This window comes from Bacillus sp. RAR_M1_44 (assembly GCF_020165935.1).
In the GTDB taxonomy this organism is placed as follows: Bacteria; Bacillota; Bacilli; order Bacillales; family Bacillaceae; genus Bacillus; species Bacillus altitudinis.
Genome location: NZ_JAIUKX010000001.1, coordinates 362,179 through 388,223, shown reverse-complemented (window position 1 = coordinate 388,223; position 26,045 = coordinate 362,179). Strand labels below are relative to the sequence as shown.

At 39.8% G+C, this 26,045-nt stretch carries 35 protein-coding genes, 1 tRNA gene and 1 riboswitch; of the genes, 26 read left to right on the top strand and 10 right to left on the bottom strand.

All coding sequences use genetic code 11. From position 1 onward, the window contains the following. Position 1 precedes the first annotated feature (1 nt). Together LCD34_RS02100 and LCD34_RS02095 are read right to left on the bottom strand one after the other, a co-directional pair. On the bottom strand, positions 2-502 hold the full coding sequence (locus LCD34_RS02100; RefSeq protein WP_008342335.1) for an endolytic transglycosylase MltG: 501 nt from the start codon (positions 500-502) through the stop codon (positions 2-4). Further along, entirely contained in the window at positions 499-846 is a 348-nt protein-coding gene (locus LCD34_RS02095) for a hypothetical protein (RefSeq protein ID WP_003217285.1), read from the bottom strand. The genes LCD34_RS02100 and LCD34_RS02095 overlap by 4 nt, the downstream gene beginning before the upstream one ends. A gap of 451 nt (positions 847-1,297) precedes the next feature. On the opposite strand from LCD34_RS02095, the gene rpmG reads away from it, so the two are divergent. The 11 genes from rpmG to LCD34_RS02040 all read left to right on the top strand — a co-directional run bounded on the left by rpmG (position 1,298) and on the right by LCD34_RS02040 (position 10,850). Then, on the top strand, positions 1,298-1,447 hold the full coding sequence (gene rpmG / locus LCD34_RS02090) for a 50S ribosomal protein L33 (RefSeq protein WP_008360061.1): 150 nt from the start codon (positions 1,298-1,300) through the stop codon (positions 1,445-1,447). Positions 1,448-1,496: 49 nt separating this feature from the next. Then, the gene (locus LCD34_RS02085) at positions 1,497-2,057 is read left to right on the top strand and encodes a 5-formyltetrahydrofolate cyclo-ligase (RefSeq protein ID WP_144610270.1); all 561 of its coding nucleotides are present in this window, start codon (positions 1,497-1,499) and stop codon (positions 2,055-2,057) included. Between the two features lie 85 nt (positions 2,058-2,142). Continuing rightward, positions 2,143-2,406, top strand: coding sequence for a hypothetical protein (locus LCD34_RS02080; protein WP_202734342.1), 264 nt, complete (start codon positions 2,143-2,145; stop codon positions 2,404-2,406). Positions 2,407-2,495: 89 nt separating this feature from the next. Continuing rightward, the gene (locus LCD34_RS02075) at positions 2,496-2,669 is read left to right on the top strand and encodes a hypothetical protein (protein ID WP_017357994.1); all 174 of its coding nucleotides are present in this window, start codon (positions 2,496-2,498) and stop codon (positions 2,667-2,669) included. An 86-nt stretch (positions 2,670-2,755) separates the two neighbouring features. Next, positions 2,756-4,294, top strand: coding sequence for a rhomboid family protein (locus LCD34_RS02070; protein ID WP_035390823.1), 1,539 nt, complete (start codon positions 2,756-2,758; stop codon positions 4,292-4,294). A 70-nt stretch (positions 4,295-4,364) separates the two neighbouring features. Continuing rightward, entirely contained in the window at positions 4,365-4,568 is a 204-nt protein-coding gene (locus LCD34_RS02065) for a YqgQ family protein (RefSeq protein ID WP_008342322.1), read from the top strand. 13 nt (positions 4,569-4,581) lie between these two features. Then, positions 4,582-5,535 carry an ROK family glucokinase gene (locus tag LCD34_RS02060; protein ID WP_035390822.1) on the top strand — a complete coding sequence of 318 codons (954 nt, stop codon included), beginning with the start codon at positions 4,582-4,584 and terminating at the stop codon, positions 5,533-5,535. Positions 5,536-5,747: 212 nt separating this feature from the next. Beyond that, positions 5,748-7,667, top strand: coding sequence for an LTA synthase family protein (locus LCD34_RS02055; protein ID WP_025207626.1), 1,920 nt, complete (start codon positions 5,748-5,750; stop codon positions 7,665-7,667). A gap of 85 nt (positions 7,668-7,752) precedes the next feature. Next, positions 7,753-8,874: a M14 family metallocarboxypeptidase gene (locus LCD34_RS02050; protein ID WP_197197289.1), complete on the top strand. Its 1,122-nt coding sequence runs from the start codon at positions 7,753-7,755 to the stop codon at positions 8,872-8,874. A gap of 330 nt (positions 8,875-9,204) precedes the next feature. Next, positions 9,205-10,458, top strand: a complete 1,254-nt coding sequence (locus tag LCD34_RS02045) for an MFS transporter (RefSeq protein ID WP_039170371.1) — start codon at positions 9,205-9,207, stop codon at positions 10,456-10,458. Positions 10,459-10,535: 77 nt separating this feature from the next. Next, complete coding sequence (locus tag LCD34_RS02040) at positions 10,536-10,850, top strand: MTH1187 family thiamine-binding protein (protein WP_008342314.1); 315 nt, start codon at positions 10,536-10,538, stop codon at positions 10,848-10,850. 24 nt (positions 10,851-10,874) lie between these two features. On the opposite strand, the gene LCD34_RS02035 is transcribed toward LCD34_RS02040, so the two are convergent. After that, positions 10,875-11,048 (bottom strand): DUF2759 domain-containing protein, encoded by a 174-nt coding sequence (locus tag LCD34_RS02035; protein ID WP_003217333.1) that lies wholly within the window; start codon positions 11,046-11,048, stop codon positions 10,875-10,877. Positions 11,049-11,208: 160 nt separating this feature from the next. On the opposite strand from LCD34_RS02035, the gene LCD34_RS02030 reads away from it, so the two are divergent. Further along, the gene (locus LCD34_RS02030) at positions 11,209-11,847 is read left to right on the top strand and encodes an MBL fold metallo-hydrolase (RefSeq protein WP_017357989.1); all 639 of its coding nucleotides are present in this window, start codon (positions 11,209-11,211) and stop codon (positions 11,845-11,847) included. A 48-nt stretch (positions 11,848-11,895) separates the two neighbouring features. Here LCD34_RS02030 and LCD34_RS02025 read toward each other — a convergent pair whose 3' ends face one another. Continuing rightward, positions 11,896-12,138: a DUF2626 domain-containing protein gene (locus LCD34_RS02025; protein WP_003217440.1), complete on the bottom strand. Its 243-nt coding sequence runs from the start codon at positions 12,136-12,138 to the stop codon at positions 11,896-11,898. A gap of 212 nt (positions 12,139-12,350) precedes the next feature. Here LCD34_RS02025 and LCD34_RS02020 point away from each other — a divergent pair, with 212 nt between their 5' ends. Further along, a complete protein-coding gene (locus LCD34_RS02020) occupies positions 12,351-12,731 on the top strand; it encodes a Spx/MgsR family RNA polymerase-binding regulatory protein (protein WP_007501232.1) in 381 nt (126 codons plus the stop codon). A 55-nt stretch (positions 12,732-12,786) separates the two neighbouring features. Here the strand turns inward: LCD34_RS02020 and LCD34_RS02015 are convergent. Continuing rightward, positions 12,787-12,857: transfer RNA gene (locus LCD34_RS02015), tRNA-Gln, on the bottom strand. 99 nt (positions 12,858-12,956) lie between these two features. Here LCD34_RS02015 and LCD34_RS02010 point away from each other — a divergent pair. From LCD34_RS02010 to LCD34_RS01970, 9 genes are all read left to right on the top strand, one after another. Further along, positions 12,957-13,826: an STAS domain-containing protein gene (locus LCD34_RS02010; protein WP_007501231.1), complete on the top strand. Its 870-nt coding sequence runs from the start codon at positions 12,957-12,959 to the stop codon at positions 13,824-13,826. 455 nt (positions 13,827-14,281) lie between these two features. Further along, on the top strand, positions 14,282-15,352 hold the full coding sequence (gene comGA / locus LCD34_RS02005) for a competence type IV pilus ATPase ComGA (protein WP_224558453.1): 1,071 nt from the start codon (positions 14,282-14,284) through the stop codon (positions 15,350-15,352). Beyond that, positions 15,333-16,373, top strand: coding sequence for a competence type IV pilus assembly protein ComGB (comGB, locus tag LCD34_RS02000; protein WP_212338164.1), 1,041 nt, complete (start codon positions 15,333-15,335; stop codon positions 16,371-16,373). The genes comGA and comGB overlap by 20 nt, the downstream gene beginning before the upstream one ends. Before the next feature lie 16 nt (positions 16,374-16,389). Then, positions 16,390-16,683 (top strand): competence type IV pilus major pilin ComGC, encoded by a 294-nt coding sequence (gene comGC / locus LCD34_RS01995; protein ID WP_057079311.1) that lies wholly within the window; start codon positions 16,390-16,392, stop codon positions 16,681-16,683. Then, complete coding sequence (comGD, locus tag LCD34_RS01990) at positions 16,676-17,122, top strand: competence type IV pilus minor pilin ComGD (protein ID WP_224558452.1); 447 nt, start codon at positions 16,676-16,678, stop codon at positions 17,120-17,122. The genes comGC and comGD overlap by 8 nt, the downstream gene beginning before the upstream one ends. Further along, positions 17,106-17,420: a competence type IV pilus minor pilin ComGE gene (comGE, locus tag LCD34_RS01985; protein WP_058214150.1), complete on the top strand. Its 315-nt coding sequence runs from the start codon at positions 17,106-17,108 to the stop codon at positions 17,418-17,420. Before comGD ends, comGE begins: the two co-directional genes overlap by 17 nt. Beyond that, positions 17,362-17,859, top strand: coding sequence for a competence type IV pilus minor pilin ComGF (gene comGF, locus LCD34_RS01980; RefSeq protein ID WP_224558451.1), 498 nt, complete (start codon positions 17,362-17,364; stop codon positions 17,857-17,859). The genes comGE and comGF overlap by 59 nt, the downstream gene beginning before the upstream one ends. Continuing rightward, entirely contained in the window at positions 17,856-18,239 is a 384-nt protein-coding gene (locus tag LCD34_RS01975) for a competence type IV pilus minor pilin ComGG (protein ID WP_148780032.1), read from the top strand. The genes comGF and LCD34_RS01975 overlap by 4 nt, the downstream gene beginning before the upstream one ends. 60 nt (positions 18,240-18,299) lie before the next feature. Next, positions 18,300-18,494, top strand: a complete 195-nt coding sequence (locus LCD34_RS01970) for a YqzE family protein (protein ID WP_008342191.1) — start codon at positions 18,300-18,302, stop codon at positions 18,492-18,494. A gap of 34 nt (positions 18,495-18,528) precedes the next feature. Here the strand turns inward: LCD34_RS01970 and LCD34_RS01965 are convergent, their stop codons facing one another. Beyond that, the gene (locus LCD34_RS01965) at positions 18,529-18,837 is read right to left on the bottom strand and encodes a DUF3889 domain-containing protein (protein ID WP_072367824.1); all 309 of its coding nucleotides are present in this window, start codon (positions 18,835-18,837) and stop codon (positions 18,529-18,531) included. A 270-nt stretch (positions 18,838-19,107) separates the two neighbouring features. Between LCD34_RS01965 and tapA the strand changes: the two genes are divergently transcribed. Genes tapA through tasA form a run of 3 tightly spaced genes read left to right on the top strand, consistent with a single transcriptional unit; the run spans position 19,108 to position 21,116 of the window. Next, complete coding sequence (gene tapA / locus LCD34_RS01960; protein WP_165378918.1) at positions 19,108-19,635, top strand: amyloid fiber anchoring/assembly protein TapA; 528 nt, start codon at positions 19,108-19,110, stop codon at positions 19,633-19,635. Positions 19,636-19,684: 49 nt separating this feature from the next. After that, entirely contained in the window at positions 19,685-20,257 is a 573-nt protein-coding gene (gene sipW, locus LCD34_RS01955; RefSeq protein WP_165378917.1) for a signal peptidase I SipW, read from the top strand. 58 nt (positions 20,258-20,315) lie between these two features. Further along, positions 20,316-21,116 (top strand): biofilm matrix protein TasA, encoded by an 801-nt coding sequence (gene tasA / locus LCD34_RS01950; protein WP_008342195.1) that lies wholly within the window; start codon positions 20,316-20,318, stop codon positions 21,114-21,116. 67 nt (positions 21,117-21,183) lie between these two features. Here tasA and sinR read toward each other — a convergent pair whose 3' ends face one another. The 4 genes from sinR to LCD34_RS01930 form a co-directional block, all read right to left on the bottom strand. After that, the gene (sinR, locus tag LCD34_RS01945; RefSeq protein ID WP_017357978.1) at positions 21,184-21,519 is read right to left on the bottom strand and encodes a transcriptional regulator SinR; all 336 of its coding nucleotides are present in this window, start codon (positions 21,517-21,519) and stop codon (positions 21,184-21,186) included. 33 nt (positions 21,520-21,552) lie between these two features. Next, the gene (locus tag LCD34_RS01940) at positions 21,553-21,717 is read right to left on the bottom strand and encodes an anti-repressor SinI family protein (protein WP_008342197.1); all 165 of its coding nucleotides are present in this window, start codon (positions 21,715-21,717) and stop codon (positions 21,553-21,555) included. 184 nt (positions 21,718-21,901) lie between these two features. After that, complete coding sequence (locus LCD34_RS01935; protein ID WP_048001388.1) at positions 21,902-22,699, bottom strand: YqhG family protein; 798 nt, start codon at positions 22,697-22,699, stop codon at positions 21,902-21,904. A gap of 14 nt (positions 22,700-22,713) precedes the next feature. After that, entirely contained in the window at positions 22,714-24,384 is a 1,671-nt protein-coding gene (locus LCD34_RS01930; RefSeq protein WP_017357976.1) for a DEAD/DEAH box helicase, read from the bottom strand. A 250-nt stretch (positions 24,385-24,634) separates the two neighbouring features. Continuing rightward, positions 24,635-24,742: riboswitch (glycine riboswitch) on the top strand. 203 nt (positions 24,743-24,945) lie between these two features. Here LCD34_RS01930 and gcvT point away from each other — a divergent pair. Next, positions 24,946-26,043 carry a glycine cleavage system aminomethyltransferase GcvT gene (gene gcvT, locus LCD34_RS01925; RefSeq protein ID WP_224558449.1) on the top strand — a complete coding sequence of 366 codons (1,098 nt, stop codon included), beginning with the start codon at positions 24,946-24,948 and terminating at the stop codon, positions 26,041-26,043. Positions 26,044-26,045: the final 2 nt, after the last annotated feature.

Sequence of the window (26,045 nt, the reverse complement as noted above, 5' to 3'; positions counted from 1 at the left end):
GTTATTTTGTTAAAGCTTTGACGATTTGTTTGAATGTCATACCTGTTTTTAAATTGAATTTGCCGGCACGAATTTCTTTATGGTAGCCTGCGTCTATCACATAATCATTAAAATCTTTAGACGAGTTGATGATTCCGTCCTTTTCAAGCATGTCTGAAACATCACTTGTGCTCATACCGTTTTTAATCACGAATTTAACCGTTTTGCCTTTTGGCTTGTCCGTTGTTTGTTTATCGTTCTGAGAATCGCCGTCTTCATTTGCTTTCAGCGCTTTTTCTTTATAATCAAGAAGTTGTTGATATGTTTCACGGCTGACGGAGACTTCTTTTTTAGAGTCTAAGTAATTTTTCACGTCAGTGTCTGTCACTTTCGCTGCGAGGGTTTCTTTTGTTGTAGAATCAGCTGCCGCTTCATCTTTTCCAGTAAGGAAAAAGACGATCGCCAGAACACCAGTTGCAAGAATCATACCTGCTGCAAACGTTTGGATGCTTTTTTTCGTCATACAAGCACCCTCTCGTTGTCTTTAATGATCATGTTCACATCTTCTACAGATACATGCTCAGCGCGCGCAATCGCCTCAGGAGACATGCCATTTTGATGCTTTGAAATGATTTGTCTTGCAATAGATGGATCAATTTCTGAATGCTTGCGGACAACGATGTTTGTTTCAAGCAATTCTTCTTCAAGAACCTTCATTTTCTTTTTCAGTTTATAGATTTCTTGCATTGCAGATAGTTGAAGTGTTTCAAGTTCCTGTTCGACTTCTTTAATCGGCTCTCTTTGAAAATATGAGAATGCGATCAGTACAATACTGACAACAAGCAATCCGATAATTGCAATTTCCATGTTTCATCACCTTTTATTCATATTTTAATGCTGAAAGCCAAAAAAGGCTCTCATGATTGTTTCAGACAGTTTTCGACCCTTCTTTTTTATACCATAAAAAAGCTAGTTTCAAAAGGAATTGCTGAAAAAATCACCTTTTTTTCATCATTTTTCTTTTTATAGGGAAACCGAGTATGAAAACCTTGCCCGCTGTTAAAATAAAAGAAGACGGATCAGATGAAAAAAAGCTGTGGAACAAAGAGGGGGTTCTCATGTATACAGTACGACAAAGAACGTGTTTTTATAGGGGAGAAGGCGATTTTTCATCACATGACCAGACAATATGGATCAGGATGCGGGTGGAATGCATTGAAAAATGAAATTGGTGAAAAAACATTCTAGCATTCCTTAGCTAGAAGTGGTATTATAGTTAGGTCTGAATGTGAATTGATTTTAGTTTGGAGGGAAAAACATGCGCGTAAATATTACTCTAGCTTGCACTGAATGCGGTGAGCGTAACTATATTACTAAAAAGAATAAGCGAAACAATCCAGATCGCGTTGAATTCAAAAAGTATTGCTCACGTGATAAAAAACAAACTTTACATCGTGAAACAAAGTAAGCAGCAGGGAATTTTCCTGCTGTTTTTTTATGATGGGAGATGAACCTGTATGAAAAAGGAGCTCCGCCTTCAAACATTGGCCTTGCTTGATCAAATAAGCGCTGAAGAGTTCAATCGCCACGCTTCTCTACTTCATGAACACGTGTTGCAGCTGCCAGAATGGAAACAGGCGAAAACGATTGCTTTGACTATGTCTAGGGGAAAAGAAATACCGACAATGCCTCTGATTGAAAAAGCGTGGGAAGAAGGAAAAACAGTTTGTATTCCCACCTGTTTTCCGAAAACAAAAGAGATGGTGTTTTATGAATATACACCTGAAACAAAGATGACATCCAGCTACTTTGGACTATTGGAGCCAGACCCTCTTGAGTCTACAGCTTTACATAAAGAAGCCATTGATTTGATCATTGTTCCTGGGGTGTGCTTCGATCAGCGTGGTTACCGGATTGGGTTTGGTGGGGGCTATTATGATCGCTACTTAGCGGACTACCACGGGGGAACCATTGCCCTTTGTTTGTCTTTACAGCAGACGAGGCATATTCCGGCTGAAGCGCACGACATACCGGTATCTATGATTGTCAGTGAAAAAGGTACGTTATATCAAAAGTGAAAGCCCGCTCATTGTCCAAAAACGGGCTTTTTGTGTTGAGATCTTTTCATTAGCTCAGGGCATTTTATCTAGTAGGAGTCATATATTGAAAAAATTTCGAGGAAAGAAAAGATACTTCCGTAATTTGTGGGAGGAAGTGAATACTTTTGACTTACAACTCGAACATGATTCATGGGTTTATTTTTGGCATACACACCTTGATTTTTTTGGAGTCGGAAAAATAAGAAGAGAGTATATCAAAGCGTTCAAAAATTTAATCGACCTTCATCAATTTGGCGGTTCTTATGATCAATCAGAGTGTGAAGAGGTCTATTATATTCAATCAAAAGAACAAGGGATTAGAGTGTGAAAGTAGATCGCATGGTAAGAGATAAAAATGATGGTCCATGCATAAACAAATCCTATTTAAGCCACGATACGAACATAGGAGGGAATATGATGAATAAAATGATTTGGAGTATTGTGTTCACACTGTTTGCATTCGTTCTTGTGCAAAATCGTTATCGGGTCATGAATTTGATCTTAGGTCAAAACCAAGTGCGTCACTTTTTTATTAAATGGCTAATGAAAATCCCATATTTTCGGACGAAATTTATTCGCCAAGCATTCTAATCCCGCAAACGCCGGGATTTTTTTGTTGAGAAATGCGTATAAGAGTAATTCTTGCTATAATAATGTAAAAAATGGAGCGCGAATGAATGAATGTCATAGATAGTCTATTTTGGCGAGTGATTGATGAACTCAGACAAAAAGGATACGAGATGATTCAAAGTCCGTACCCAGAAGATGAAATCTTTTTTGAAGCACCACGAAACTCAGGATATGATCTCATCCGTCTATATAGAAGAGATGTGAATTTTAGACAGGAGATCGTTCGAGATATGGAAGAGCAGGCCTTTCGGATGAATCAATTAAGAGAAGCCATGCGTAAACGTTCTCTTCATCTCCTGCAGCTACAATTTACAGCTGATCATCCAGTAGATGATTGGGAAGACATAAACGGTCAACCGCAAAAACAGCAAAAGGTGACGGTGACACCTGTTTTACTGAATGAAGAAACCCTTCAAAACGATGGACACGAGCTACAAAAATGGCTGAATACATCACTTTCGATTGATGTAGAAGAGGCGAAAGCAGATACAGCCGAAGATGTGATGCAGCTTAAAATGAACGTGCTTCAGGCATTTCAAGATCAGGAAAAGCAGCGTGAACGAGAACGGGCCGTTTTTCAAAATGGCAGACCGATTTTTACCTATATGTTAATCGCAGTCCAAGTGGTGATGTTTCTTTTACTTGAATTATCTGGTGGAAGTACCAATACAGCCACTTTAACAGCATTTGGTGCGAAAAATAATATGCTGATTTTAGAGGGTGAATGGTGGCGTTTTGTGACACCTATGTTTTTACACATTGGTTTGACGCATTTACTCTTTAATACATTTGCTCTTTGGTCCGTTGGAGCGGCTGTTGAGAGAATTTATGGTTCAGGAAGATTTTTGCTCATTTATTTAATTTCCGGCATCTTTGGCTCCATAGCGAGCTTTGTGTTTAATACAGCCATCGCAGCAGGAGCATCAGGTGCGATCTTTGGCTGTTTAGGCGCATTGCTATATTTAGCGATCTCTAACCGGAAGCTCTTCTTTCGTACGATGGGGACAAATATTATCGTGATTATCCTCATCAATTTAGGGATAGGTTTCACTGTATCAGGGATTGATAATGCAGGGCATCTTGGGGGGCTCGCTGGCGGATTTTTAGCCGCTTTAGCGGTCCGTCTTCCTAAACAGTTTCAGCCTGTCAAAATGCTTCTTGCTAGTCTTCTTCTCCTCCTTATTGGCGGCTTTGGATTGTATACAGGGTTTCATTCAGACGATCAAAAAGAAGCGGCGGCAACTAGCGAGGCAGCGAGTTTATTTGATGAAAAGAACTATAGCGAAGCAAGTCAGCGTCTAGAGGAATATGTAAAGCAAAAGGATGCCTCAGCTGAAGCACTTCATATATATGCGCTTTCCGAAGCGCAGCTTGGACATCTTGACAAGGCCATTGAGTATTTGCAAAAGTCGCTTGAAAAAGATCCTAATGAGCCGAATAAATTGTATCACTTATCGTTGTTATATGTAGAAAAAGGCGAGACAGCGGAGGCAGACGACTTCATCGAAAAAGCATTAAAACAAGATCCGCAAAATGACCAATTTTTAAAGTTGAAACAATATATTGAAAACACTCAAACACGTTGAATGACTTGACTGAAAGCGTATTTATGAATACGCTTATCCTATCTGTTGATTTAGAGAAATGGTGAAAATAATGAAAACGTTATATGATGTACAGCAGCTGCTCATGAGATTTGGAAATTACGTGTATTTCGGAGATCGTGAAGTGGAATTAGAATTTATGGCAGATGAATTGAAGGAAATGTACACATCGGGCATCATCGATCGAACTGAATGGTCAAACGCAATGACCATCCTTCAAATGGAACTAGCCAAATTAAACCGAAAAACAATGTGAAGGTGGAGGACATATGACAGGGGATTGGTTTGTAGGAGTTGATCTTGGCGGTACGACAATTAAGCTTGCGTTTATTAATCTTTATGGTGAAATTCAGCATAAGTGGGAGATTCCTACGGATAAATCTGGGCAGACAATTACAGTCGACATTGCCAAGTCAATTGACCATAAACTAGTTGAGATCAGCATGCCGAAATCAGCCCTAATTGGGATCGGTATGGGGGCACCGGGACCAGTGGATAAAGTATCCGGAATTGTCTATAAAACAACGAATCTGGGCTGGACAAACTATCCCTTGAAAGACCATTTAGAGGCAGAGACAGGACTTCCATCTGTCATCGAAAATGATGCGAATATTGCTGCACTCGGTGAAATGTGGAAGGGTGCAGGTGATGGCGCCAAAAACATCCTGATGGTTACACTGGGCACAGGGGTTGGCGGTGGTATTATTGTCAATGGAGAAGTGGTTCAAGGCGAAACAGGTGCTGGTGGAGAAATTGGTCATATTTGTGCCGTTCCATTTCAAGGAGCACCATGTAACTGCGGGAGAACAGGCTGTATTGAAACCATTGCGTCTGCCACAGGTATCGTCCGAATCGCAAAGGATTCATTACAAACAAAGAGCCATACATCATCACTTGGCTCACTTACTTCGCTGTCTGCAAAGGATGTATTTGAGGCAGCAGAAAACGGAGACGAACTGGGGATGCGTGTCGTAGATGAAGTGACAACCCATCTTGGTCTTGTCCTTGCGAATCTGGCTAGTGCCTTAAACCCAACAAAAATCGTCATTGGCGGGGGTGTATCCAAAGCGGGCGAGCTTCTTCGCAGTAAAGTAGAGCGTGTCGTCAAACATCATGCCTTCCCGCCATGTGCTGAGGATGTTGAAGTGGTAATTGCCTCACTAGGAAACGATGCAGGCGTGATCGGCGGTGCATGGATGGCAAAAAACAAGTGGCTGTCTTGAACAAAAATGTCATAATGATGTCATTTTTATTAAAATCAGCGATAGATAGGCATGAAATTGAATGTTTAGCATATTCATAAGTTTGTCATGGGGAAAAAGACATTGATTTTCCAGCATAGACAGGATAAGATATACTTTAGTTATTTTTGAAGAAGCACCAATAATTGGGGATGTCCCTAACCTGAGTGCGTTTTTAGCATAAGGAGGTTACAATGCGAAAGAAAAGATTAAAGGCGATTTCATTTTTACTGATTGCGACTTTGTTAATGTGGGTGAAAACCTATGTTATCTATAAATCTAGCTTTAATATCAAAATTGAAAATTTCATGCAGGAATTTATCCTGTTTATTAATCCGCTTAGCTTTCTCTTGTTTATCTTCGGTATCGGTTTATTCTTTAAAGAAAAAAATCGCAATCGATATATCATCGTGACGAGTTTTGTTCTGACATTTATTTTGTTAGCTAACATTGTATTTTATCGATTCTACAGTGATTTTCTAACCATCCCCGTCCTATTTCAAACAAACAATATGGGTGACCTCGGGTCAAGTATTACCTCTTTAATTGAACCAGTTGATTTTCTGATGTTTGTTGATATCATCATTTTAATTTGGCTCTATAAAAAACAGCCTTCCTTTAGAACAGATGTAACGATTTCACGTAAGGGACGTGCAGCTTATTATTTATTTGTGGCAGCCACTTTCTTTTTTAACCTTGGTTTGGCTGAAACAGAAAGACCAGAGCTGTTAACTCGTTCATTTGACCGTGAGATGCTAGTGAAAAACATCAGCTTATATAACTTCCATATTTATGATGGGGTTCTGCAATCGAAGCAATCCGCTCAGCGAGCACTTGCCGACAGCAATAGTTTAACTGAAATTGAAAACTATGTAAGCGCAAATCAAACAGACCGTAATGAAAAGACGTTTGGTCAAGCAAAAGGACGAAATGTCATTCTAGTATCGCTTGAGTCTACCCAGAGCTTTGTGATCAATGAAAAATTGAATGGGAAAGAGATCACGCCGTTCTTAAACAAATTGATCAAGAAAAGCTACAATTTCAGTAATTTCTATCATCAAACGGGTCAAGGGAAAACATCCGACTCCGAGTTTATTGTTGATAATTCACTCTATCCGCTTGGAAGAGGAGCTGTATTTTTCACAAATCCAAGCAACGAGTTCAAAGCCGCACCTGAGTTGTTAAAAGAGGAAGGCTATCATTCTTCTGTTATTCATGCGAATAACAAAAGTTTCTGGAACCGTGACCTGATCTATGACAGCTTTGGCTACGACAAATTTTTTGATATTAAATCATTCGATGTAAATGAAGAAAATTCAGTTGGCTGGGGACTAAAAGATGGTCCGTTTTTTGAGCAGTCAGTGGATTTAATGAAAACGATCCCGCAGCCGTTCTATACGAGATTGATTACATTAACGAACCATTTTCCATTCGACTTAGATGAAGAAGATAAGCTCATTGATGAATATGACTCAAAGAGCAAAACGTTGAACAAATACTTCCCTACAGTGCGTTATCAAGATGAGGCACTCAAGCTTTTCTTTAAAAAAATGAAGGAAGCAGGGTTATACGATAACTCCATTTTTGTGTTATATGGGGATCACTACGGAATTTCTGAAAACCATAACGAAGCAATGGGACAATTCTTAAACAAAGACATTACACCTTTTGAAGAAGTTCAGCTTCAAAAAGTACCATTTGTTGTACACATTCCTGGTATCACGGATAAACATCCAAAAGAGATTGATACAGTTGGCGGCCAAGTGGATATCCGTCCAACAGTCATGAACCTTCTAGGAATCGATACAAGCAAGCAAATTCAATTTGGTCATGACCTATTATCAAAAGATACAAATGACTTCACAGTGCTTCGAGATGGAAGTTTTATTACGAAGGACAGTGTTTTCACAGCTGGTGTGTGCTACAACAAAGAAACGGGTGAGCCGAGAGAAGATGAGTCTGGTTGTCAGTCTTATGAAGAAAAGGCAAAACAAGAGCTTCAATTCTCTGATCAAATTATCTATGGAGATCTCCTTAGATTTTATGACCGAAACAACTCGGACCATTCACCATCTAAAAAAGAAGATGACACTGAGCTAAAAAAGGCGTCTTAATTTAACAGAAACCTCTGCTATTTACATGCAGAGGTTTTCTTTTTTTACTTACTGGTTCATATAGTGTGAGAGGGGAGGGATGTAAATGAAAAAGTCGTTTGGCACAATTGAATGGCATCTGGATGAGGCAAGGAAGGAGGATGTGGCAAAGCAGCTTGGTATAGGGAAAGAAGCTTTCCGTTTATCCAATCAGTCAAATACGGATCACCTCCTTTTACCAGGGTATAGACTTCCAGAAGGGAGCCATTCATTTCAATCGGTAGGTGAGGTGCAAAGCTTCATTGCGCCTTATCGGCTCCAGCAATCAGATGATTGGATCAGCGGAACATTTGAATATGATAGCGCTCACTTAGAACGAGAGCTTCAATATTTGAAAGCTGTTTTTCCTTTTCTTCAGATGAGTGTGATTGGTCAATCAGTGCTTGATACGCCCATTTATGAAATCCGTACGGAGCCTGTACAACATTTACATTCCATACATGTTAATGCCTCTTTTCATGCAAATGAATGGATCACGACCTCCGTTTTATTAAAATGGCTTAAATCACTTTGTTTAGCGGCCTCGGACCCAGTGCAAGCAAGACATCACGAAGCGGTTCGTATATTGCAGACCACTGCTTTGTCTATTGTCCCGATGGTAAATCCAGACGGTGTTGATTTGGTTCGCAATGGTCCAGAATCTTTAGGGCTGCGCCGTGAGGAGTTCGCACCGCTAAATGGTGGATTTTCCGATTATCGAGAATGGAAGGCGAATATTCGAGGAATTGATTTAAACAATCAATTTCCTGCTTATTGGGAAATCGAATATTATCGTAATAAGCCGAAGGCACCGTCTTATAGGGATTTCCCAGGGCATCAGCCGTTAACAGAACCAGAAGCGAAAGCAATGGCACATCTCGCCTTACGAAAACGCTTTGACCGGCTAATTGCCCTTCATACACAAGGAGAAGAGATATACTGGGGGTTTCTTGGCCACGAACCGGCCATTTCAAAAGAGACGGTCGAACGGTTAGAACGGGTGAGCGGTTACAAAGCGATTCAATATCTTGATAGCTATGCAGGTTATCGAGATTGGTTTATTTATCAATGTAAAAGTGAGGGCTATACGGTGGAACTTGGGCGAGGAAAGAACCCGCTTTCTATGAGTCAATTTGATTCGATCTATGAAAAAACAAAGCGGTTATTGTGGGAAGCATGTAAGTATTAAAAGCACCTAATTGGTGCTTTCAGCGTGTAGACAAACCCTCGCATTCTTTGTCAGTCCTGCGTGCCGGTGCTCACGAAGGTAAAAGTCTCTCCGCACCAGTACTCGTCCTTCCTAGGGCTGCAAAGGTTTTCTATCACGCTGAAAAGAAGACAAAGGGCTAAAATTAAGTTCATTTTCGCCCTTTGTCAACAATCATTTAATACGTTCAAACCAATCAATTTCTTATGGTCAATAAAAATCGTGCTGATGTGATTGACGAGAGCATCCCTGTAAGCTATTGTGAAAGAGTGGATGTAAAAAAAAGGATATGAATTAGGGAGATGTCGATGATTGAATGCTCAAAGCCTGTGGAAACGGAATTTTACTTATCTATTTGTTTCTAAAATGTGTAAAATTACTGCTGATAGTTTATCTTTTAACACCATTTTGTGGCTTTTAGTGCTAGGGGGAAAAGGAGCAATTGGAACAGCATTTTTTATTGCCGTTAGTTTTGTCCCTCAAGCCATTATTGGGCCGTTTATTACCCCAATGATGAAGCCGCATCAATTGAAATTTTGGATGTGCTTTGCTGATTTAACTCGGGCGGCGATTATACTTGTGATTGTGGTGAGTTACTTTTATGATTTTTCTCCTTTGGCACTCATCATTGGCGGTATGTTGCTGCATTCAGCGACTGGTGGTTCCTATGAACCAGCTTCCGTGTCCATTATTCCAAAGCTTGTGCATGAAGATGTGATACAAAAGGCGAATGCAACCATTCAATCAGCCAGTCATGTGGTCAGGCTTGTGACTGTGACGATTTGTGGTGTCATGATTGCATTTGTAGGGGTAGGATATACAATGCTTGTCATTATTCCTCTTTACCTCATGTCTGCTTTGCTGGTTTTGCTGATTACATATAAAACGGAAGCGATCATGGATAAAGGAAAAAAAGGATTATCATACGGAAAACGATTAATAAGAGGATTTTCACTTGTGAAAAGTCATCATATTTTGTTTCCATTAGCCATTTTTTGTGTCTGCTCCAATTTTGCTGCGGCACCGTGGGAGGCATTGTCGGTTATTTATTTAACAGAAGATTTACATAGTGGACCAGTAGTATATTCATTCATCAAAGTGACCACGGCATTAGGTGCATTTTTGATGGGATTCGTTTTAACAAAGGTGAAAGTGAATCGATACGGTCTGTTGTTTATCGGGGCAGGGATCGTTGATGGAATTGCATTTTTCATTACAGGGATGAATGCTTTATTACCACTTGTGTTTATATCTGCATTTGCCTTAGGTGCAGCCATCAGTGCAGTCAATGTACCTGAACATACGATGATTCAATTGTCAGTAAAAGCGGAGGATCAGCCGCAAGTGTATGCGATTATTAACATGATCTCGTATTTAATGATACCGTTAGGCGCTCTCATTGGTGGTTATATGGCGACGTTATTCGGTTCAGGTTATGTCATTGCAGCAGGAGGACTGATAGAGGCTATTTCAGGTATATGCTTGCTCCTTTTCACAAATATTGGGAAGGTAGAGAGAGCAGATTTGACGATAGAACGGGACAAACCAAGCTTAAACGCCACATGATCATGGCATTTTTGAATCACGATGGGTTACAATGAGAACGAGAAAGAAATAGGATATCATTGAAAGGAGCAAGAACCATGGCGATAGCAGATGTCACCATCATTCCAATAGGCACTGATACACCAAGCGTGAGTGCTTATGTAGCAGACGTACAAAGACTGTTAGAGGGCTTTCAACAAGAAGGGAAAATCAAATATCAGCTCACACCAATGAATACTTTAATTGAAGGGGAGCTATCCGTTTTATTTGAGGTCATTCAGCGTATTCATGAAGCTCCATTTGAAAAGGGTTTACACCGAGTAGCAACCAATATCCGCATAGATGACAGAAGAGATCAAACGACCACCCTTTCAAGCAAATTAGAAAGCGTGAATAAACATTTGAATCAATAGAAAAAGCCTGCTGATTGCAGGCTTTTAATGTGCAGTTGGATAACCGCTATAGATGATGGTCATGACGGTAAACCATCCAAAAACCAAAAATGTGGCGCCAGCGAAAGCAATGGCCAGTACGTTCACTTTTTTGAGTGAGCGATAGATGCCGAGAGCGGCTAAAATCGTGACTAGACCAAAAATAATGACGAGCATCATATGAAAGTCCCCCTTTGTCATCAATCCCCTTGATTTCCTTTCTTTTCATTTTAACCGTTTTCATAAAGCTTGTCGAGTACATTCAAGTTGACGATTGTTTGAATTTTTATTGAATAGCCTTCATAATAAAAAAGAATGAAAAAAGTAGTAGGTGATGAAAATGAATTGGAGAAGAATGCCACTAGGCTATGTGCAAGCGAACGCATATATTTGGAAAAATGAACAAGGAGAATGTTTAATTTTTGATCCAGGCGGCGAAGCGCAAAAGCTAATTTCTTATGTGAAAGAAAAACAGCTGAAACCACTTGCAGTCTTACTGACACATGCCCATTTTGATCATATTGGTGCAGCAGATGAGGTGCGTCAAGAATGGGGAATTCCGCTTTATGTCCATGAAAAGGAAAAAGAATGGCTGACAAATGCTCAGCTAAACGGTTCAGCTCGACTAATTGGTAACGGAATTACGGTCAAAGAAGCGGAACAATTGATTACGTCAGAAGGACCTCTTCAAATTGGATCGTTTACATTAGAAATGTTCCACACACCAGGTCATTCACCTGGCAGTGTGTCTTACTATTCAGCGGAAGAGGGATTTGTGATTTCTGGTGATACTTTATTCCAAGGCGGTATCGGGAGAACTGATTTAACGGGCGGTAATCAAGACGTGCTACTTCAATCGATACATGACAAATTGTTGTCATTGCCAGAATCAACTCTTGTGTTAAGTGGACATGGCGAGGAAACAACTGTGCTTACAGAACAGGAGCAAAATCCGTTTATCAATGGGTTTTCTTTATAATCGCACGCACGAAAAAAGCATCTCTTTCAAAAGAGATGCTTTTTTCTATTAATGTCCGGTACCGGGAACCATGATGAAAATCGAATAATATGTAAATCCGGCAAAGAAAATCGTCAAGTACGCTCCGAAAATGTAAATATACATTCTTTCGGATAAATTCAAGTAGGATAAAAATACAAAAAGAACGGTTTGACCGAAGAACAGCAAGGATGCATCTTTCATATGTCCTAAATAGAACATGACAGCAAAAATACCCGTCCAAAACCCAAGAACGCGGAACATGCGATTCATTTCTTTCCCTCCCCTTAAAAAACCCCTTTGATTCATATTATAGCTGATGATCACTTGTTATGTAAACATTTACATTTTTGACAACGTGTGAACATTCATTCTTTCGTTAGAAAAAATTTTTTTGAAAAAGTGATGAAAAAGTGTTTATGCCTAAATTTATGAGGGTACTTAGTCCATAAGAGAAAAGGTTAACGACCTAAGGAGGAAGACTAATGAGTGACATTACTTTTTATTCATACCCAAGCTGCACGTCTTGCCGCAAAACAAAACATTGGTTAAAGGCGAATCAAATTGATTTTAAAGAGCGTCACCTTTTCAGAGAAACGCCAACTCTAGACGAATTGAAAAAAATCCTTTCCTTAACAACAGAAGGAATGGATGAAATTTTAGCTACTCGAAGCCAAGCTTTTAAAAGCTTAAATTTAAATATTAATGATCTAAAAGTAAATGAGGTACTTCAGCTTCTCATTGAAAAGCCAAAGCTGCTCCGGAGACCTATTATCATTGATGGAAATAAATTAGTGGTCGGCTATAATCCAGGAGAACTCATGAAAATTTCAAAAAAGAAAGCGATTCATCAATCGGTTTCCTAATCAAAAACGAAGATCAGCTGAATGATGTTTCAGCCGTCTTCGTTTTTGTGCTGAACTGGGCTAGCTGGGTTCGAACCAACGATCACGGAGTCAAAGTCCATTGCCTTACCACTTGGCTATAGCCCAATATGAAACGTGTAATGCTATTGTTCACCATCTGCGGTCATTTATACATAAAAAGTTGGTTGTCACTAGTTGTAAGTGAAAAAGGAGCGAACGACAGAAATGAAAAATGAAAAATCTGAGCAATTATATGAATTTATTCTTAAAGAAGCCCCTGTCATGACCGAAGAATGGCTGAAAACAAGAACAGAAGAAGGCTCATTATATTCCAAACATGCTTCAGAGGAGACAGAAAAGAAGCTGAAAGAACAAAACACAGCATTTATCCAAACGATTGCAGCAACGTTAGTCACGCTATCAGATAAAGTAGAAGACCATCTAAAAAAGTGGTCAGTTGATATTGCCCGCGATCGAGCTGTTCATGAAGTACCTTTATATGAAATCATCGGACAATTTAAGGTGTTCCGCCACATTTTTTGTTCCAGAATTGAGACCTTTACACAACAAACAGAGCTTGAAGTGACACTCAAAGATGTGTGCGATTGGAATCAGCATTTTCACGCAACATTTGATGACATGATTGCACGTTTATCAGAAGAGTATGACCGCGTGACAATCAATCAGCTTAATGCACAAAGAGAAATGATTCAAGAGCTTAGTGCGCCTGTTATTCCAGTTTCAAAAGAGATCGGTATTTTGCCGCTGATTGGTGAAATTGATACGTACAGGGCGAAAATCATTTTGGAATCAGTACTAGAACAGGCATCTAGACTGCGTCTAACCCATTTATTTATTGATATATCTGGCGTTCCTGTTGTTGATACGATGGTTGCTTATCAGCTGTTTAAAGTGGTTGATAGTGCGAAGTTGCTAGGAATTGAGACGATTATATCAGGCATTCGCCCAGAAATCGCTCAAACTGTAGTGAAACTCGGCATTGATTTCTCAAAAGTAAATACTGAACACAGCCTTGCAAAAGCTTTAGAAAAAAGAGGCTTTCGTATCTTTGAAGAACAGCAAGAAGCAACGTGAACCAAAAAATGTTACTAGTAAAAGTAACGGGTCCGTTGACAAGGAGATACAATATAATGAGCATATGAATGAGATGACCAATTCGCATACAGATTTGGTCTCTTTTTTATCCATAAATCAGACACGAAAGGATATTCTTTATCTTCAAATCATTAACCTATTAAGGAGGATTAAATTTGGAGACACCTCCTTGTAACAGATCACCCATAATGAAAGAACCAAATGAAATGATCATAAAAAGAGGTGCCAATAGCACTTCTTTTTTATTTTCTCCTCTGAACGAAACCCGTTGTTGTAAAAGTCAAGTTTTTTGATGTGCGCTTCTGTTATTTATAGATGAAATACACCTCAAATTGAACATTTTCACATCTTTTCAGTCATGAAAATCATAAAATACGCTTTTGTCAGGTACGTTCCGCCATCATACAATGGGGTCACTGAAAGGAGTGAACCACTTGTATGGTATTGAATATTTGGGACAAGAGCTGCTAGAAGATGCATGCCGCATGAGAGCATCTGATGTGCATATTGTTCCGAGAGAAAAGGAAGCTTCAGTCTCTTTTCGTGTAGACGCTGACCTCATTCAGCAGCGGATCATTGACAAAAAGAGCGGAGAGCGGCTCATTGCTCATTTCAAATTTTTATCTTCTATGGATATTGGTGAAAGAAGGAGACCACAAAATGGGTCATTGGCTGTGATGCTAAGACGCGGTCAAGTGTTTGTTCGGCTCTCTACACTACCGACTGTAAATGATGAAAGTCTAGTGATTCGGATTTTACCGCAGGATCATGTGCCGAAAACAAAGTATTTGTCACTGTTCCCGAAGGCTTCAGCGAGATTATTATCGTTTCTGAATCATTCGCATGGGCTCATTTTATTTACTGGACCAACAAATTCAGGGAAAACGACAACACTTTATTCATTGATTCAGTTTGCCAAAAAACATTTTAATCGAAATATCATTACCCTTGAAGATCCTGTGGAAACAAGAAATGAAGAAGTGCTGCAGGTTCAAGTAAATGAAAAAGCTGGTATCACGTATGCGGCAGGTTTACGCGCTATTTTAAGACATGATCCAGATATGATTGTGCTTGGAGAAATAAGAGATGCGGAAACAGCCAGAACAGCTATTAGAGCAGCTTTGACAGGTCATTTAGTCATGAGCACACTGCATGCAAAAAATGCAAAAGGAGCTCTTTATCGAATGCTGGAATTTGGTGTGACGATGAATGAACTCGAACAAACAATGGTTGCCATTGCTGCTCAGCGGTTAATCGAACTCGCATGTCCATTTTGCGGCGAAACGTGTGAGCTTTATTGCAAACTAAATCGACCAGTCAGACGAACAAATGTATTTGAATTGCTTTACGGAAAGGAGCTTGGTGAGTGTATCAAAGAGGCAAAAGGAGAATACGCTCATTCGTCATACGAAACACTCCAAAGATTAATTCGGAAAGGAGTGGCACTCGGCTATTTATCAAAAAGCACATATCATCGATGGGTTTATGAAGAAGCGAGCCTCTAAAGCCTGGTCTAAAAAAGAACAAGCTGAATTCTTATCGAAAATGGCTCAATTGATTCAAGCCGGATATACATTGGTTGATGCACTAACGATGGTGAATATTCAGTTATCAAAAAAACAGCAGCAGCGATTAACGCCAGGCATTCAGTGGCTGCTTGAAGGGGAGCCTTTTTACGTTGTACTTGAGCGACTTCATTTTCAGCGGGAAGCCGTCGCTATTCTTTGTTTTTCAGAGAAACATGGCAGCCTAGCGCGAGCTCTTGAACAAAGCGCCCGTTTTCTAGAGAAAAAAATCATGCAGGTAGACACATTCAAGCGTATGTTACGATATCCAATTTTTCTTATGTTTACGGTTTTTGTTGTGCTCATCATTGTTCAGCAAATGATCGTCCCTCAATTTTCTTTATTATATTCATCTATGAATACAAACATGTCATGGCTCATTCAAGGGATGTTTGGCCTCTTCCAATTCCTACACGCTTTGCTGCTCATGATCGGTTGTATATGTATCTGTCTTTTTGGATATTATGAGCTCTTTTTTAAGAAAAAATCGACCCTTGAGAAATTGAAAGTCATCAGCAGGCTGCCAGTGTTATTTAAAGGGGTACAGCTGATGCATACGTATCTTTTTTCTCTTCAGCTAAGTGGACTTCTCCAAGCTGGGTTATCAATTTACGAAAGTTTGCAAGCTTTTAAACAGCAGACCTATTTACCCTTCCTTCAAGAAATGTCTGAACAAATGATAGGAGAGTTAAGAAAGGGTGAGAGTATGGAAGATCAAATAAGCCGGTCCCCTTTTTTCGAAAGGCATTTTGCAGCTGTCATCAATCATGGGGAAGCAAGCGGAATGCTAGCAAGAGAAATGTACACATATAGTCAATTTCTTTTAGAGAATGCAGAATTGAAAATTGAAAAATGGGTTTCATGGCTGCAGCCTGTCATCTATGGCTTAACAGCATTTCTTATACTCATTGTGTATTTATCTATTCTCTTACCAATGTATCAACTAATGGAACAAGTGTGAAAAGGAGGGCTAAGGCATGAATGATAAAGGATTTACCCTGTTAGAAATGTTAATTGTCATGCTTGTGATCTCCATTCTTTTATTGATTACCATTCCAAATATCACTCGGCATCATCAAAGCATTCAAGCAAAGGGCTGTGAAGGGCTGAAATCAATGGTGAGTACACAGGTAATGGCATATGAATTAGAGCATGATGGCAAGACGCCATCTTTAGCTGAATTAGAAAAAGAAGGCTATGTCAAAAAGGGATTAACTTGTCCGAATGGAAAGGCAATTTTCCTTCAAAACGGGGATGTGAAAAATGAATAAATCGCTTTTCCAGGAGAAAGGATTTACACTCATTGAGCAGCTCTTGATCGTCATGATTTTCTCTATCTTATTATCGATAATAGGTGGAAAAGTTCCCAAAATATTAGAAAGTGCTGAAGCAAAAAAGCAAGTGAACTTGCTAAAACAAGATCTTCAATTGGCATCTTATACTGCATTTATTAAAAAAACACGAGTAACTGTTGAGTTTCACCCGACCAATGTATCTTATCAAGTCATCGAGCGGAATAGTAAGCAGATCATTGTTTCTCATGCACACAAAAAAGGTACCATCAAGCACTCTACATTCCAACAAGGCCTTCACTTTAATAAAAACGGACATCCAAATAGCGGCGGTTCTCTCATTGTTCAATTTGGCAGTCAAATATATAAACTCACGATTTACTTAGGGAGCGGGCGGATTCATGTTCAAAAACAATAAAGGATTTAGTACGTTTGAGATGCTCTTTTCTTGCCATCTATTTCTATTTGCTGCTCTTGTGCTCGTGCCATCCTTTGAAAAACTGACAATAGGGAAAGAAGAATTAAGAGGCAAACTGGAAGCTTATCAAATTTTACATGAGTATATGAATAAAGCTTTTATAGAAGGTCAAAAGAAAACAAGTACAAAGAAACGAGGCGAGATCACATATGAATTCATTTGGGGTCAGGAGAAGGGATGTGTTTCATACAAAGTACAAAAAAAGAAGACGATTTGCTTTCGACATTTGGAGCGATGAACAAGGCTTTACACTCGCTCAAGCAATATGGCAATTGCAGCTATTTTTGCTGCTTTCTTTTGGCTGCATGCTGCTTTTATCAATTGTTGAAAAAGCTCATCCGTTTGCAGAAATCAACAAATTTTCGCAAGTGGAGTGGAAACAAACGGTCCTGCAATTAGAGGAGGATCTAAATTGTGCTGTCGCTGTAAGAGCGGTGAAAAATGGAACAGCTCTGGAGTATATTTCAAGTCAAGGGCGAGTGGTGACGATTGAGCCGTATCAAGAGATGCTTCGTAAACGAACGGATCAGGCAGGCCATCTCCCTTTATTACAAAAGGTGAAACAATTCCATGTAAGAACAAAAGAGCAAACCACCACTCTCCAAGTCACAGATGTATTTGGTCAAGTACATGAAGCTGTTTTTTTCACTTACAAAGGAGTGATTCCTAAAACGTGAAAAGAGAAGACGGGTTTATTTATCCTCACGTATTTGCTGTCATTCTTTTATTTTTATTGATTCTAGGCTCAATGACCATTGGGTTTCAAAAAGAGTTGAAAAGTGCAGAGCTCACGATTTCTTTTTATCAAAAACAGCAGTTATTTCGAATGGGACTAAATGAAGCTGCAAACAAATTAAATCGTATTTGTAATCAGCCATTGAGCCCAATTGTCACAGAAGAAGGTCGAGTGACGTTGAAGCGAATTGGGTGCGATGACAGAAAAAAGCTAGTCCGCCTCTTGGTTAACATCGAGACAAAGGGTGGTGTAACTGACGAGCGGGAACTAGAGCTGAATAAAGAGACAGGAGAAATCAATCAATGGATCAGCACTCATTAGAGAGTGTATAAAACGATACTCTTCTTGGTAACACTTTAAGGAAGAAGAGGTGAGTGTTCGATGAAGACAAATGATTATGTAAAATATATGACGCAGGAAATCATTAAATATATGAATACACCACGTGACGAGCGGAAAGAACATAAACAGGAAAAAATGGAGACAAAACCACCATTTTCTCAGCGTTTATTCGGTGTTCTGCCTTTTGGCTTCTCAATGATGCTAAAAAAACGTCAACGTCATCGACAAAAGTAAAAAGCCGCCAGAAGGCGGTTTTTTTAATGCCATTTTAGCTGTATTCTTCGACAACAATGACTTTATTGACCTTGTTCGAGTAAGGGTTATAGGAAATGGTGACATATACCCCAAATTCTTTGGCCTGATCTTTCAACGTAATATGATATTGCTTCACGGATTCTTTCTCCCGGTGCCGGTCCCACACTTTTTGTTTGAATAAAACATGTGCTAATGGATACCGTTTTTTTGCTTCTTTGACGGCCCTTGTTTCCCATTGATCTGAGGCAGCAGTGATTCCTTTTGCCTCCGCTAGATGGGCGCTTTGGATCAAAGGGCTTAACAGTAAACTGAGCATGATCATGATTCTTCCATAATTCAACTAACATCACCTCACCAATTATTATCCTGACCAAATCCTGCACTTTTATGTAAATTTTTAAGAAGTACAAATGTCACAGAAAAAAATATTGAATATGGCGAAAGAATGAGAAAATGGAAGAATTTTCTCGGTAATGTTCTTGTTTAAGAACAAAATGGACTAATTTGACGTTTTGGATTTTATAGGTAATTCCTTATACTGAGTGTAATCGTTCTTTTTAAAGAACAATTGTTCAAGGAGTTGAAAGATTCAATGAAACAGCCGCTCTTTGTACTATTTTGTGCTATTTGTTTGATTTTCACTTCTTTTTTTATTACGTCTACTAATGCTTCTTTTAACGATGTTGAGCATTCGAATTTTGTCATGAAAACATGTGAAAATTTCGAAGAGACAGATCAGCATTGCCAGCCGAAGAAATGGGATAGAAGCCATTTGAAACTGATCGATCAAACGATCATTGAGGGGACAGTCTGTGCGCCTCAAAAGCTGAGCATGTCACTAAAAAATATTGGACAACCCATCGCGCACTCTGAATGGAAGTGGGAACTACATAAAGTAGAGAGTGTTCAGATGTCATTACAAGATGGCCATGTTATTGAAAAAGGTGCTATACAGTCCCTCTCATCAGAAGAAACGACGACTGTCACGTCAGTTAAAGCAAAAACAAATGGAATCTATGTGTTTAAAATCTATTATCCTAAAGGGTTTGGTGGTTCTGAAAAGCCATTCTTTACGTCTCAACATATGCAGCTTTCGAATTGTCAAGAAAAGGTGTCCTAAAGGGGACTAGTCTTTTGAATGAAACATGATATGTAAAGGGGAGAAAGGTATGAAAAAGTGGATGAAAATGTCTGGGAGTATTGTTTACGCGCTGGTCTTCACGATGATGATTGTGTGTATTATTGTCGTGTTGTCATCAAGAACAACAGGAGGAGATCCTCAGATTTTTGGTTATGAGTTCAAGCAAGTATTATCTGGATCAATGGAACCTGAATTTTCGACTGGTTCATTGATTGTCGTGAAACATGTCACCTCACCTGAAACACTCAAAAAAGGGGATATTATTACGTTTCAAACGAAGCAAGACCAATCCTTTGTGACTCACCGCATTGTTGGGGTGAAAGGAAAAGGAGTAAATAAAGCCTTTGAGACAAAAGGAGACCACAATATGTATCAAGACGGCACGCTCGTCAAAGCGAATCAAGTGACTGCGCAGTATACGGGCGTGAACATTCCTTATGCAGGAAAGCTTCTTTCGTATGCAGGAACTTCTGCTGGGACCGCTCTTTTGCTCATTATTCCAGGGGTGATGCTGCTTGTTTATTCAACCATTCATTTTGTTGGTGCTGCCAAACATCGAAGACATACGGCTGAGTTACATATGTCAGAGGAACAAGCATAAATTTTCGTTTGTAACCTAAATCAGGTTTCAATAAAACAATTTATTAGGGGGTTCAATCATGGCAATGAAAAAATCAATTCGTTTAGGTGTTTTATCAGGAGCATTAGGTCTTGCTTTAATTGGAGGGGGAACGTGGGCTGCATTTAATGATGTTGAGACGGCAAACGCGGTCTACTCTACAGGAGAGCTGAATCTATCTGCAAAAGAGAATTCCGGCGCCATCAACCTTGCGAACATAAAACCCGGTGACCGTATAAAGAAGGAATTTAATTTTGAAAATAAAGGGTCTCTTGCAATTAATCAAGTCCTGATGAGTCTTGATTATAGCCAGTTTCAAGATGGAACATCAGCGAAAAATGGCGGGAAGAATACAGCTGAAGAATTCCTCAGCCAATTTCAGGTGAGTGTTCTAACGGTTGGAGCCGAAGGTGGGAATGGATACCCGAAAAATATTATTTTAGACCATGCAAACCTGCTTGACCTGCATCTATTAACGTCAAAGCAGGATCAGACCGCATTTGAAAAGCTTCGTCATGCCGTCGATGAGAAGTTTTTACATGAAAGTGGTAAAATTAATGTTGCCACCGTTGATGGATCAACAGCTCCAGAGTATGACGGCATTCCAAAGAATCCGTTTGATTACGATAAAATGGAAATGATCATTGAATTTGTCAATGACCAGACGAAGGATAAAGCGGGTAACTATATCCAAAATAAATACCAAGGCGATGCGATTCAAGTTGATCTTTCCTTCGAAGCGACTCAGTGGAATGGTTTAACGATCAATCCAAAAAAGCATACGGATGAAAAAGGCTACGTGAAAGAAAACGAAAAAGCACACAGCGAAGATAAAAAATAAAGTCAGTCTTTAGACTGATAACAAGATCTGCATAGCAATTGGAGGAGTATGCGCTAAAATATGCGCATTACTCCTCTTCTTGCTTTTTTTTCCAGATTTGATAATCTAAAAATTCACGAAATTGCTTTTTCGAAACCCCTGATGTCATTGCATCTCGAACTAGTTTTTCCCATTCACTATCTAATTGACCATCGTATTCGGTTTCATCATTTTCGTTTAACAGTGTATGAACCGAGACGTCCAGAACAGCGGAGACTTTTTCAAGAAATTGAATGGAGGGGTTTGTTTGCAAGTTTCTTTCTATTGAACTTAAATAAGACTTCGCTACCCCAGCCTTTTCGGCCAGTTCTGATAGTGAGTAGCCTTTTTCATTGCGGTATTGTTTAATACGCTGGCCAATCAATGTCATCACCTTCCTTTCGATATTATAGCACATTCAGAAAGGTTTGATAGAATGACTTCTTGCCATAGGGGGAGACTCAGAGGACTTTTCGCGTGATTTGAGAAAATGACGGACTTCTTCAACTGTTAGTCCTGCTTTGCGCGCTTCGCGTAATAATTGAACCCATTCACTGTCTAATAACTTCGTTTTCTTTTCCATACAAATACCCTCCTAAAATACTGAATCGTGTATTTCAGGCACTTAACGCATGAAATGGAAAAACACAGGTGATAAGACCTCATAGATTGCTTGCGTCATGTTTCCGCCCAATACAAACAGACAAACGTTGCTTTTGATTGATCGAAAATTTGATATCACATGAAAGGGAGGGAGACATGCTAAGTCAGCCTCCTCTTTTTTGCTGTAAGTAAAAAAGTCCGCCATTTTCAATCGTAAGACTGATTTTTGGTTCGTATAAAGTTTTAAGTGCTTGTCTTTCTATTTCATATTCTACAGATGTGTCTGAAGTCCCTTCATAAAATTGGTTTAAAAGTTCCGAGTCTTCTTTCCACTTTTGAACAGCTCTTACTGCCCAATCGTCCGGCTCTTCATAGGCATAACGTTCCATCAGGCTGTAAAGCCGTTTGACGCCGCTCTCTGGCTTAATCATCGTACTCATTGTGAAGCAATAATCAGGAATTTGAGACGATAGCTCACGCGCTTCCAGCTTCTCTTGAAATTGTTCGATGACTTCTCCGCGTATTAGATGAAGTCCAAGAGACAGCAGTTTATCTTTTTTACGGTCTGCCAGATAGGATATTTTGACATTGAGACCAAGCCACGGCTCCAGTGCGATCTGGCTGTTTGTGAGCGGTCTGACTTTTTCGTACAGCCGAATAAAACGGCCTTGCTGTTTCACAACCTCGAATATTTGGAATAAACGAGGGGAGCCGAAGTGGACAAATTCTCCTTCGACCGAGTCATCAGCTTTTTTTTGATCGGTGATCAAAGTCAATTGCCGCGGCTCAGGTACGCCTCCCGTTTTTTCGAGCCAATGCCAATAAAAAGGGCGGTTCATGATCAATTTATCCATTTCGATTGTCAGCTGTACGGTCATGTGCCCTGCACTTTCTTCAAGTATGTCGCATTGATTTGCCTGAAAGAAACGGAGAAGAAATGTGTGAATCTCGCGCTGCTCCATTGGTCAACTCTCCTTTATGAACCTTGCTGTCTTTCTTCTAAAAGTGGTGTTTGTGCTTCTGTTAAATAGGAAGCAAATTGGGTTAATTTCTTTTTCATGTCTACGTCAGACTCGTGCTGGAAGAGAATTTGATGCAATTCTGTTTCAGCATCTTGGATATCAATTCGGGTTAAAATATCATCTAGATCGCCAATGACGTTTTCAAACAGCTGAATTTTTTCATATAAAAGTTTTAAAATATGTTCTTCGACTGTCCCGCTAGTTGCCATATTGTAAATGTGGACATCCCGCTCTTGACCGAGCCGGTGAATACGTCCAATTCTTTGTTCCAAGCGCATTGGGTTCCACGGAAGGTCGTAGTTGATGATTTGGTTGCAAAACTGAAGGTTGATCCCCTCGCCGCCTGCTTCTGTCGCGATGAGCACTTGCGCCCGCTCTCTAAATAAATCTTTCATCCAGTCTTTTTTACTCCGTTTAAACCCGCCTCGAAAAGGGACCGAACTGATGCCGTTTTGCTGGAGAAACCATTGTAAATAAATTTGTGTCGCACGGTATTCAGTGAAAATAATGACTTTTTCATTTAATTGCTGAATGAGTTTAACGACTTCAAGTGCTTTAGAATTTTGTTCTACCTGGTTGATTTTCTCCATGATTTGCATCATAGCAGAAGCGCCTAGAATGTGTTTTTCCTCTTCTTGCATTTTTTTGATGGTCATATAGACGGCCTCACGGCTCGAACAGCATTCTCGTTCTAAGGTCATAATTGAAAACATGTGCTTCGTATAGGAAGGGTTTTCTTTTAACTTACAAATTTCATCATATAATGCTTGTTCTGTTGGGGAGAAATCAATAGAAATTGTCTTCACATGACGCTTTGACCACTCGATGCCAGTGTCTTGTCTCCGGTTCCGAATCATGACTTTATTGACTAACTGTTTTAGCCGGTCATGGTCTTCAAGTTGAAGATCTTTTTTGGCAAAGAGGTCTTTAAATTGTGTTTCATTACCTAAATGGCCTGGCTTCAACAGCGAGACGAGATTAAAAATTTCTCCTATCCGATTTTGGATAGGTGTGGCTGTGAGCAGTAGGCAGAACTTTTTATTCAAATTTCTCACAAACTCATAGTTTTTCGTTTTATTGTTTTTCAGTTTGTGTGCTTCATCAATAATGACCATATCGTAGGAGATGGATAAGATCGTGTCTCGATGCGGCTGTCTTTTGGCTGTATCAATTGAGGAAACCACAACATCGCACTGCTCCCACACATAGCTCTTCTTTTGCTCGACAGCATCTATGTAAAATTTCGTCCGCAGTTCTTGTACCCATTGGGACACAAGGGAGGCGGGTACGAGAATGAGAATCTTTTTGGCAAGTCCGCGAATCATGTATTCTTTGATAATCAGTCCTGCTTCAACGGTTTTTCCAAGACCCACTTCATCTGCTAAAATGGCTTTCCCATTCATCTCTTCTACGACTCTTCTAGCGACTTCGAGCTGGTGTTTTAAAGGAGTAAATGCAGGCAGGTGCGCAGGTGCTTGCAGTCCTTCAAATGAATCAATGGCTGTCACTTTTTGTACCTGTGCTGCTAAACGGTACATATCCCAATTCGCCCAGGGACCGTCTGCTGTAAGCCGCTTTTGAAATTCACTTGCCCATTTTTGATCAAATATCGTTTGAATATTCAATGTGACCGCCTGCCTTTCTGGTAGAGTGATGATAAAATCGTTCTGTTTTTAAACGCTTCATTTTTTGATAGCGATTTAAAAGATGTTATATATCAATAAAAGCGAACGATAATGAATGATTATTTTAAAAATGTTAATGATTTTTCTGTTGCTCTTCATCCATTTCTAATGGTAGGATGTTGGTAAGTGATCTAGAGAATAAGTCACCCATTTTGATAGTATGTCCAATAAAGGTGAAGAATATGAGCGGATGATGGTATGGGGAGAGACCTAGCGGTTATTTTGCACTGACAGGCGCCGAAGGAGCAAGCTGAATTGGTTCAGTGAATCTCTCAGGCAAAAGTACTCTTACCGGACGCAACTCTGGAGAGTGTTTGCGCAGCGATTTTTAGCAAACCACCAAAGGGGAAAACGCACAATGATGTTGTGCTGTAAACTTTCAGGTGCAAGGACAGAGACTTCTTTTTGATAAAAGGGAGCGCTCTGTCCTTTTTTGCTGTGATTTTTTTCTGAAAATTCAGCTTGTGATGTGCACTGTAAGAAAAAAGGGGGAAACGATTGATGTTGAAACGAACACCGCTTTTTCATGCGTATGAAACGTTTGGCGCAAAAACCATTGACTTCGGGGGCTGGGAATTACCTGTCCAATTTTCTTCCATTAAAGAAGAACATGAAGCTGTTCGAACAAAAGCAGGACTGTTTGACGTGTCTCACATGGGTGAGGTGGAAGTCACAGGTCAGGGAGCCCTTCCTTTTTTACAAAGGTTATTAACCAATGATCTGTCAAAGCTGACAGACGGTAAGGCACTATATACAGCCATGTGTTATGAAGATGGCGGAACGGTGGATGATCTGCTCGTCTACCAAAAAGAAAAGAACAACTATTTGCTTGTGATCAATGCTTCAAATATTGAAAAAGATGTGGATTGGCTGCTGAAACATCAAGGTGAGGAAGACGTTTCGATTAAAAATGTCTCTGATCAAACCGCCTTGTTAGCCCTTCAAGGACCTCTTGCTGCTGACATCATCAAAGATGTTGCGGATGAAGAGGTAACGTCATTGAAGCCATTTACGTTTTTATCAAAAGCAATCATTGCGCAAAAAGAGGTGCTTGTATCAAGAACCGGCTACACAGGAGAAGATGGCTTTGAAATCTACTGCCAGTCAGAAGATGCTGTTCACCTTTGGACCGCTTTATTAGAAGCAGGACAGCCGAAAGGACTGATTCCATGTGGACTCGGTGCACGTGACACCTTAAGATTTGAAGCAAGACTCCCGCTTTATGGCCAAGAGCTCACAAAGGATATTTCTCCTTTAGAAGGCGGCATTGGTTTTGCTGTTAAAACGGATAAAGAAGCAGATTTTATCGGAAAAGATGCACTTAAAAAACAAAAAGAAGAAGGACCGAAGCGAAAGCTTGTCGGGGTTGAAATGATAGATAAGGGGATTCCGCGGACAGACTATCCAGTCTTCTCAGGAGATAAGCAGATTGGTGTAGTCACAACCGGTACACAATCTCCAACATTAAAGAAAAATATTGGGCTTGCCTTGATTGAAACATCAGAGGCGCAGCTTGGGACAGAAGTGGAAGTGCAAGTTCGTAAAAAACGTCTAAAAGCCAAAATCGTCGCCACACCATTTTATAAAAGAGCCAAATAACG

Coding starts and splice junctions, on each gene's coding strand:
- LCD34_RS02100 (WP_008342335.1), bottom strand. CDS start 502: ATGACGAAAAAAAGCATCCAAACGTTTGCAGCAGGTATGATTCTTGCA.
- LCD34_RS02095 (WP_003217285.1), bottom strand. CDS start 846: ATGGAAATTGCAATTATCGGATTGCTTGTTGTCAGTATTGTACTGATC.
- rpmG (WP_008360061.1), top strand. CDS start 1,298: ATGCGCGTAAATATTACTCTAGCTTGCACTGAATGCGGTGAGCGTAAC.
- LCD34_RS02085 (WP_144610270.1), top strand. CDS start 1,497: ATGAAAAAGGAGCTCCGCCTTCAAACATTGGCCTTGCTTGATCAAATA.
- LCD34_RS02075 (WP_017357994.1), top strand. CDS start 2,496: ATGAATAAAATGATTTGGAGTATTGTGTTCACACTGTTTGCATTCGTT.
- LCD34_RS02070 (WP_035390823.1), top strand. CDS start 2,756: ATGAATGTCATAGATAGTCTATTTTGGCGAGTGATTGATGAACTCAGA.
- LCD34_RS02065 (WP_008342322.1), top strand. CDS start 4,365: ATGAAAACGTTATATGATGTACAGCAGCTGCTCATGAGATTTGGAAAT.
- LCD34_RS02060 (WP_035390822.1), top strand. CDS start 4,582: ATGACAGGGGATTGGTTTGTAGGAGTTGATCTTGGCGGTACGACAATT.
- LCD34_RS02055 (WP_025207626.1), top strand. CDS start 5,748: ATGCGAAAGAAAAGATTAAAGGCGATTTCATTTTTACTGATTGCGACT.
- LCD34_RS02050 (WP_197197289.1), top strand. CDS start 7,753: ATGAAAAAGTCGTTTGGCACAATTGAATGGCATCTGGATGAGGCAAGG.
- LCD34_RS02040 (WP_008342314.1), top strand. CDS start 10,536: ATGGCGATAGCAGATGTCACCATCATTCCAATAGGCACTGATACACCA.
- LCD34_RS02035 (WP_003217333.1), bottom strand. CDS start 11,048: ATGATGCTCGTCATTATTTTTGGTCTAGTCACGATTTTAGCCGCTCTC.
- LCD34_RS02030 (WP_017357989.1), top strand. CDS start 11,209: ATGAATTGGAGAAGAATGCCACTAGGCTATGTGCAAGCGAACGCATAT.
- LCD34_RS02025 (WP_003217440.1), bottom strand. CDS start 12,138: ATGAATCGCATGTTCCGCGTTCTTGGGTTTTGGACGGGTATTTTTGCT.
- LCD34_RS02020 (WP_007501232.1), top strand. CDS start 12,351: ATGAGTGACATTACTTTTTATTCATACCCAAGCTGCACGTCTTGCCGC.
- LCD34_RS02010 (WP_007501231.1), top strand. CDS start 12,957: ATGAAAAATGAAAAATCTGAGCAATTATATGAATTTATTCTTAAAGAA.
- comGB (WP_212338164.1), top strand. CDS start 15,333: ATGAAGAAGCGAGCCTCTAAAGCCTGGTCTAAAAAAGAACAAGCTGAA.
- comGC (WP_057079311.1), top strand. CDS start 16,390: ATGAATGATAAAGGATTTACCCTGTTAGAAATGTTAATTGTCATGCTT.
- comGD (WP_224558452.1), top strand. CDS start 16,676: ATGAATAAATCGCTTTTCCAGGAGAAAGGATTTACACTCATTGAGCAG.
- comGE (WP_058214150.1), top strand. CDS start 17,106: ATGTTCAAAAACAATAAAGGATTTAGTACGTTTGAGATGCTCTTTTCT.
- LCD34_RS01970 (WP_008342191.1), top strand. CDS start 18,300: ATGAAGACAAATGATTATGTAAAATATATGACGCAGGAAATCATTAAA.
- LCD34_RS01965 (WP_072367824.1), bottom strand. CDS start 18,837: ATGATCATGCTCAGTTTACTGTTAAGCCCTTTGATCCAAAGCGCCCAT.
- tapA (WP_165378918.1), top strand. CDS start 19,108: ATGAAACAGCCGCTCTTTGTACTATTTTGTGCTATTTGTTTGATTTTC.
- sipW (WP_165378917.1), top strand. CDS start 19,685: ATGAAAAAGTGGATGAAAATGTCTGGGAGTATTGTTTACGCGCTGGTC.
- tasA (WP_008342195.1), top strand. CDS start 20,316: ATGGCAATGAAAAAATCAATTCGTTTAGGTGTTTTATCAGGAGCATTA.
- LCD34_RS01940 (WP_008342197.1), bottom strand. CDS start 21,717: ATGGAAAAGAAAACGAAGTTATTAGACAGTGAATGGGTTCAATTATTA.
- LCD34_RS01935 (WP_048001388.1), bottom strand. CDS start 22,699: ATGGAGCAGCGCGAGATTCACACATTTCTTCTCCGTTTCTTTCAGGCA.
- gcvT (WP_224558449.1), top strand. CDS start 24,946: ATGTTGAAACGAACACCGCTTTTTCATGCGTATGAAACGTTTGGCGCA.